This window comes from Desulfobacula sp. (genome assembly GCF_030611305.1).
GTDB lineage: Bacteria > Desulfobacterota > Desulfobacteria > Desulfobacterales > Desulfobacteraceae > Desulfobacula.
This window is the reverse complement of the sequence record NZ_JAUWQB010000145.1, coordinates 1-4973: the sequence shown is the minus strand read 5'-3', so window position 1 is coordinate 4973 and position 4973 is coordinate 1. Positions and strand designations below refer to the sequence as shown.

Sequence of the window (4973 nt, the reverse complement as noted above, 5' to 3'; positions counted from 1 at the left end):
TTTCATCAATCTATCCATTAATCTTGAATGGCGTTCACCCTTTATCCTCACATATAAGGTTGTCAACTCATCCGCATAAAAAGGAAAGAGAAACGCACAAAGAACCATAAAATCATTCAGACTATACGACAGCCCCAACATCCATGATGCCAGCAAAAAAGCGGCCAGGATACCAATCCCGCCGCCCTTTGGAACAACTCCTTTATGAGAACTCCGATGATTGGCCTTGTCCAAAAGCCCAAAACCACTGGCCCACCTGGCAACAAGCTATGCGCCGGCACCTCCGAGAGCCAAAGAAGCTATGTAAAGAATTAAATATTTCTTTTTAAATCGGCAATATCCCGTTTTGCGGTCTTCTCGGAAATAGGGAAATAGGCAGCCAAATCGGATGCTCTGATCTGCTTGCCTGCTGAGAGTTGCTCTATGAACCATCTTTGCCACAAATTCACTTGCCCGTCTCCAGCCTCCGTTCTCCTGTCTCACAATAACGACAACAACGCAAGCCTGACCCCAGGTTTTTAAGGAACAGCACCTTTATATGCGATTAATAATTTTTCAACAACATGTTCCCCTGTGAAAAATCTTGACCTGTTTATACCCTTATTTATTAATTTTTCCCTGAAGAGCGGGTCACTTTGAAGTTTGAGCATTGCACTGCAAATATTGTCGACACTTTTTCCATTAAAAAAGAAGACCGCCTCATCTGCAAATTCCTTAACGACTTTAATATCTGATGCGGCAACCGGGCATCCACATGCCATTGCCTCAATTACAGGAATCCCACAGCCTTCAAACAAAGAGGGGAAGATCAAGGCACTTGCGCCGGAGTACAGCAACGGCAGCTCATAAGAAGCAAGACGTGGCAGCCAGATCACGTCTTTATCTAAATCAAGTTTGCTTATTTCAGCCTCAATCAGCTCCTTTGTTGTCCCTGTATCTGGTCCCGAGTCCCCTCTCAGAACCAGAGGCCATGGAGTTTCCCCTTGTTTTTTTAAGTCTGAACAGGCGTTAATCAGACGGATATGATTTTTATGGGGATAAAAACTTGCAACATATAACCAAAACTTATCCGGCAACTTATATCTATCTTTAAATTTTTTTATTTCACCCTCTTGAGAGGGCTTGAACATATCATTTATAATAACCGGCAAAACATGCAATTGATCTGTTTTAGGCTTTAAAATCTGGATGATATCCAACGCGGTGGTATTTGAAATCGGCAGGATTGATTTTGCTTTTTTGGCTGTAATACTTAGCACTGTTTTTAGGTACAAGTGCTTAATTTGGGAATAAGAACCCGGGTAGCGCAAGGGAAGAAGATCATAGATCGTTACCAACCCGGGAACTAATAGAAACGGAGACAATACATTGGCAAACCAATGGAAACAATCAATTTTATGTTTCCAGCCGTAGTAGTGAAGGATTGTGTTTTCAAACAGAATCCGATGCCACGCTTTTAAAGGGTTAATATTAATTAAAATCTTTTTGAAATTCTTCTGATCCGGAACCAGTCGCTGGCTCTGACGGGTTACAAAAACAATATATGTATTTTGTCTGTCCAGGTCACCTATGGCAGAAATTAAATTTTCGACATAATTCCAGACCCCTCCGATGCCATCATGCATGTGCAGGAGGTTTAATCCTATGCGCATCTGGGCGTTACCTTTTTCTTAAAAAACAATGACAAATATGCCATACAGGAAACAGTTAAAATAATATCTGTTATAACCGTAGCCCAGGCAGCGCCTTGAATACCAAATCTGGGGATAAATATAAAATTCAACAAAATATTAGTTATTGTACAAGTTAGTGCGATATACATATAAACTTTTTGCTTATCTATGGCAATTAACGCATGGGTTGCCAGGGTCCCAGGATATAGGGCAATAACCGATAATAAAAGAATATAAAAAACACCAACGCTGCTTTGATATTCTTTTCCGAGAAATAGATCAAATATAAATTCACCGGCACCATACATGATTGAACAAAGGATCAAAGAAAGTATAATCAAAAGAATCAAGAGCTTTTTATAGAGCACATAAAATTTAATATCCACCATATTGCCATATTGTGATAATCTTGAAAAAGAGGCGATCATAATGACTCTTACCAGCAACATAACCCCTTCAATGACCATATAGGCACCGGTGTAAATCCCGACATCACTTATCTGTCGATATCCTGCTATCATCACCGAATCAATCCTGTAATAAATAATACCCAGGCCGGTGACAAGCGCCAAAGGAAAAGCTTCTTTCAGAACAGAGACTATTTTTTGTCTCATGAATGCGAATTCGCTGTTTTGAATCAGATTTATTTTTTTTATGTATAGGATCACCCCAATGCACAGAAATGCCAAAAAAAGACTCAAAGAAAATGAAATGGAAATAGCTGTTGCAGATTTGTTAATACTTAAGAATACAAAACTTGTTAACAGTAAAATCAGCCGTTGCCCCACTAAAATGAAGGGTTCAAGCTTCATTTTTTCAAGGCCTCTGAAATAACTGAAAACAATTGTATTGACAGAAAAAAAACAAAACCCGATTCCTAAAATATTTAAAATTAGAAAAATATGTCTGTCAAAAAAGAAAGAGACAATGAAAATTAGAAAAAAGCCGAAAAGGATTGTGCCGAGATTGGTCAAGGCAATTGTTGAAAATCTTTCAAATTCCTGCCTTGCAACCCACTTTATAGCCAAATGATCCAGGCCGAAATTCATCACAGTATGAAACAGGTAACAAATGCTCAGAGAGAAAGAAAAAACGCCAAATTCATGGGCACCTAAAACCCGTGCGGAAACCATTAAGAAAACAAAAAAAAGGAACCGCCCCAGAAATTGTCCCAACCCTTGAATATAAAAATTGGAGAGCATCTTCTTATCTTTTGTCAATGCATCAATTGTTTTTTTAAAAAAAGATTGAATCATTATTGCTTTTTCTTTCCGGCCTGTTCAGCCTCAACCATCATTCTGGTCACATCACGCATACAATATAATGCTTTCCATTTGAGTTTTTTTTCTGCTTTTACTGGATTTGCAATAGAAATATCTATATCAGCAGGCCTTTTAAGATCTGGGTTATACTCCACATGATCACGCCAGTTAAGACCGAGATTGCTGAAGACCGCCTCAACAAAATCCTGAAGTGAATTTGTCTGACCGGTTGCAATAACGTAATCTTCTGGCTCTTCCTGTTGGAGCATGGCCCACATCGCCTTAACATATTCCGGAGCCCAGCCCCAATCCCTCTGAACAGAAAGATTGCCAAGCTTTAACACTCCACTGCCATCCGCCGCAATTTGACAGGCAGCCCGGACTATTTTTTTTGTTACAAATCGCTTTGGACGAAGCGGAGATTCATGATTAAAAAGCAACCCTGAGCAGGCAAACATCCCGTAAGCTTCCCGATAATTGGCAACCTGCCAGAAGGCCGCAGCCTTAGCAACCGCATAAGGACTTCGGGGATGGAAAGGTGTCTTGTCCGTAGCTGCCCGGCCATCCGTATTGCCGAAACACTCACTGGAACCGGCGTTATACAAACGGATAGGCAAATCCATGAACCGAATAGCCTCTAAAAGATTTAAGACTGCTATGCTTATGCTCTCAAAGGTCTCAACCGGCTGTTCAAATGATAAGCCAACAGAGCTCTGCCCGGCAAGGTTGTAAACCTCATCGGGGCGGTGTTTTTTAAATACCTGTATAACACTCCGAAAATCGTTCAGAGAAACAGACTCAACCTGCACCCTGTCCCGCACTCCCAAATGGATAAGGTTTGAAAAGGAGGCCAGAGAAGCGTCGCGGGAAGTCCCAACCACCTGATATCCTTTATCCAGAAGAAAGTCTGCCAGATAAGAACCATCTTGCCCAGTAATACCAATAATCAAAGCTTTTTTATTCATAATTTTTATTGTTTCCCAGGAATATGGCCAACCACAATAGTCAGGTTTGGGTCCAGAGGAATATTTTCACCATAATATAAATAACCAATTGCCAGTTGAATAACATCTCTTACTTTATAGGCAATCCATTTTAATATCCAGTTTTTATGTACACCGCTTTTTTTCGTCCGGGCACCATTATATATCCCTTTTACCTCCAATCCTGAAAGCTGGGCAATATCCTGAATTTTTGCTCCAGTTAAGGCAGTTACGTGGGTTGCATCACTGTTCTGAAGCAACCTGCCGAAAGGACTGCCGCCATTGGGCACTCTGGCAAGAATTTTCCCTTTTTTCCCAAGGATTGTTTGGAAAAAATCAAATAAACTCGAAATTTCTTCCAAGGTAAGATGCTCAAGAACATCAAAAAGAAAAATGCCATCAAATTTTTTATCTAAATCGTACAGAACCTCTTGGGTATCCCCCAAATAAACAGTATGACCCCGTTCCTTAGCCAAAGAGTATAAATCACGATTGATCTCTACACCAATAATATTCGAACCGGATTCCCGGGCCCAGTCAAAAAAAAGTCCTTCACCAAATCCGATTTCCAGAATATCGTCCCCTTCTTTAACACCTGCCCTGGCAGTCTCTATTTCAAAGACCTCGGCACATTCCAGAAAACTGTTGTTACCATACCAGAGTTTACGTTTCTGGTAATTTTTGAGTAATTTATCTTTTATATTCTGAGCCAAATTTTTTTCTGTGATTGCCGTGTTATTTCTTCTTTCGGGTATAATATTTTTGTTTTGGGCTTCTTGGCGTATGCGGGATTGTCAGGATCAATATTCCTTCCTCTAACAGAGGCTGAAGAATCTTAGATCGAAAATACTCTCTGTGCTTCAAGCCCAAATGGGCCATGATTTCAGATGTCGATCTGGGATTATGACAAAACTTTATAATCCTGTTTTTCCTCTCAACTTGCTCGGTAACTTGCTCGGTAACTTGCTCGGTAACTTGCTCGGTAACTTGCTCCGTAACTTGCTCGGATAGTGGAAAGATAATTCTGAAATTATCTTCTTCCTCATGTTCAGGAT

Annotated in this window: 6 protein-coding genes and 1 pseudogene; all 7 read right to left on the bottom strand. The window is 40.3% G+C overall.

The window, feature by feature from the left end:
• Positions 1 to 234: pseudogene (locus tag QAI40_RS16790) on the bottom strand (hypothetical protein); the annotation flags it as partial.
• Positions 235 to 311: 77 nt separating this feature from the next.
• Positions 312 to 449 carry an HTH domain-containing protein gene (locus QAI40_RS16785; RefSeq protein WP_299983929.1) on the bottom strand — a complete coding sequence of 46 codons (138 nt, stop codon included), beginning with the start codon at positions 447 to 449 and terminating at the stop codon, positions 312 to 314.
• 69 nt (positions 450 to 518) lie between these two features.
• Complete coding sequence (locus QAI40_RS16780; protein WP_299983927.1) at positions 519 to 1652, bottom strand: glycosyltransferase family 4 protein; 1134 nt, start codon at positions 1650 to 1652, stop codon at positions 519 to 521.
• Positions 1643 to 2929, bottom strand: coding sequence for a flippase (locus QAI40_RS16775; RefSeq protein WP_304511890.1), 1287 nt, complete (start codon positions 2927 to 2929; stop codon positions 1643 to 1645). The genes QAI40_RS16780 and QAI40_RS16775 overlap by 10 nt, the downstream gene beginning before the upstream one ends.
• Positions 2929 to 3900 (bottom strand): GDP-mannose 4,6-dehydratase, encoded by a 972-nt coding sequence (locus QAI40_RS16770; RefSeq protein WP_299983923.1) that lies wholly within the window; start codon positions 3898 to 3900, stop codon positions 2929 to 2931. Before QAI40_RS16770 ends, QAI40_RS16775 begins: the two co-directional genes overlap by 1 nt.
• A 5-nt stretch (positions 3901 to 3905) precedes the next feature.
• A complete protein-coding gene (locus tag QAI40_RS16765) occupies positions 3906 to 4631 on the bottom strand; it encodes a class I SAM-dependent methyltransferase (RefSeq protein ID WP_299983922.1) in 726 nt (241 codons plus the stop codon).
• 22 nt (positions 4632 to 4653) lie between these two features.
• Positions 4654 to 4973 (bottom strand): Fic family protein (locus QAI40_RS16760; protein WP_304511889.1); only part of this gene is annotated, 320 nt, incomplete at its 5' end.

Coding starts and splice junctions, on each gene's coding strand:
- QAI40_RS16780 (WP_299983927.1), bottom strand. CDS start 1,652: ATGCGCATAGGATTAAACCTCCTGCACATGCATGATGGCATCGGAGGG.
- QAI40_RS16775 (WP_304511890.1), bottom strand. CDS start 2,929: ATGATTCAATCTTTTTTTAAAAAAACAATTGATGCATTGACAAAAGAT.
- QAI40_RS16770 (WP_299983923.1), bottom strand. CDS start 3,900: ATGAATAAAAAAGCTTTGATTATTGGTATTACTGGGCAAGATGGTTCT.